Here is a 1,393-nt window from a genome sequence, read left to right on the forward strand (position 1 = left end):
CGCAAGCGGGTTACTTTCACTTTGATCCGATTGTGCGTGGTTTTTCTATTGATGAACTCTTCCCAACACAACACAGCTCTAATTTGAAATTCTCAGTGACCACGAGTGACGTCGCCGGCTCAATCCCTATTTTGGTTGAATCGGTGAAAGTGGTTCGCCCTGAAATGCTCACAGGTAAATACTAAGGAGCGCGCATGAGCTTTTTTGATGACCTGTTGGAGTTTGGTGAGGGTGCACTCGATAGCGTGGGCGAAAATGCCGATTGGTTATTTGGCCACAACGCAAATTCGTCCAATCCCAACACCACGCAGCAGCCAAATACCCCGGCGGTCGACAATAACGGCAATGCCGTGACGACGCCACAAGGGGGCTCTGCCGTGGTGAAAGATAACACCCTGCTTTATGTCGGGGGTGGGATTGCCGCGCTCTTGGTGGTGGTTCTTCTCATTGTTCTCTTAAAGGATTAGCGCATGCCATTACTTTTCATCGGTTTGGGCGGTCTGGGTCTGGGAACGGCACTCGGGTTTGGAGTGAGTCAGGGGCTCAAAAAAACCTTAACTGCGACGGCGGTGATGGCTTTGCTCTACCTTGCCTATAAATCGGGAGTATTTCGCTCATGCTAGGCTCATTGACTTCTTTAACGGGGGGCGGTGGTTTGACGGGCGGGTCTTCAGGACCTGCAGAGTCAGGGAACACCTCCAACACCACCAACAACAGCGGCTTTACGGCCGGCGCAATGAACTTTGGCAGTCATAACGGCATACCGTGGTGGGGAATAGCGCTCGTCGCGCTTCTTGCGCTGTATGTTTTCACTCGAAAGTAACTTAATTCCTGAAACGTGGGGAAACGCCAAGCCGAAGTTAAGTCAAGCGCTTGGGGGCTACCTAAAGAAGGCTGAAATTGAAGTAAAAGCGGGGCGAGAGTCCCTCTATCGAGTCGAAGACACGTTTATGTTGCTGCGCGGTGAGCAATCCCCCACCGGCGCTAAGGAGCTGGTTGTGGTCGCTTTAGCGGGTGACATGGCCATGGGGACGCTCAGTGCCCTCAATCACGGAGTGGCGAATGGGTTTGATTCGATTCGCGCCCACTTTAATCAACGCGGCGCTTATCGCTACATTCAACGTAAATTGCAATTGCCCGTACGAGAGATTGAGACCCACAAGAATGAGCACGTATTACAAATAAGGTTTGATGACATGGGTGGACGGAGTAAATCAAAGAGCAATGCGAAAACCATCACCACGACCACCAACAAAAGCAACAGTCAGGGGATTGGTGGTGATAACAATGGCTTTGCTCTGTCAGGAATAGAAAACTCTGACATTAATTTAAGCATGACGGACCACGGCGCCATGGCGGTGGCGGGTAAGACCGCGGAAGAAGCGTTTCACTT

General features: G+C 51.5%; 3 protein-coding genes and 2 pseudogenes. All 5 read left to right on the plus strand.

What is annotated here, in order from left to right; translation table 11 throughout:
* Positions 1–185: pseudogene (locus ACED25_RS23380) on the plus strand (hypothetical protein); the annotation flags it as partial.
* A 9-nt stretch (positions 186–194) separates the two neighbouring features.
* On the plus strand, positions 195–467 hold the full coding sequence (locus ACED25_RS23385; protein WP_057623489.1) for a hypothetical protein: 273 nt from the start codon (positions 195–197) through the stop codon (positions 465–467).
* Between the two features lie 3 nt (positions 468–470).
* A complete protein-coding gene (locus tag ACED25_RS23390) occupies positions 471–623 on the plus strand; it encodes a hypothetical protein (protein ID WP_198594945.1) in 153 nt (50 codons plus the stop codon).
* Complete coding sequence (locus ACED25_RS23395) at positions 617–823, plus strand: hypothetical protein (protein ID WP_017083727.1); 207 nt, start codon at positions 617–619, stop codon at positions 821–823. The genes ACED25_RS23390 and ACED25_RS23395 overlap by 7 nt, the downstream gene beginning before the upstream one ends.
* Positions 804–1,393: pseudogene (locus tag ACED25_RS23400) on the plus strand (hypothetical protein); the annotation flags it as partial. The gene ACED25_RS23395 and the pseudogene ACED25_RS23400, both read left to right, overlap by 20 nt.

Source organism: Vibrio sp. 1F263 (assembly GCF_041439035.1).
GTDB classification, from domain to species: domain Bacteria; phylum Pseudomonadota; class Gammaproteobacteria; order Enterobacterales; family Vibrionaceae; genus Vibrio; species Vibrio tasmaniensis_A.

Bases quoted from the DNA above. Each gene is read 5' to 3' on its own strand.
- ACED25_RS23385 (WP_057623489.1), top strand. From the start codon at position 195: ATGAGCTTTTTTGATGACCTGTTGGAGTTTGGTGAGGGTGCACTCGAT.
- ACED25_RS23390 (WP_198594945.1), top strand. From the start codon at position 471: ATGCCATTACTTTTCATCGGTTTGGGCGGTCTGGGTCTGGGAACGGCA.
- ACED25_RS23395 (WP_017083727.1), top strand. From the start codon at position 617: ATGCTAGGCTCATTGACTTCTTTAACGGGGGGCGGTGGTTTGACGGGC.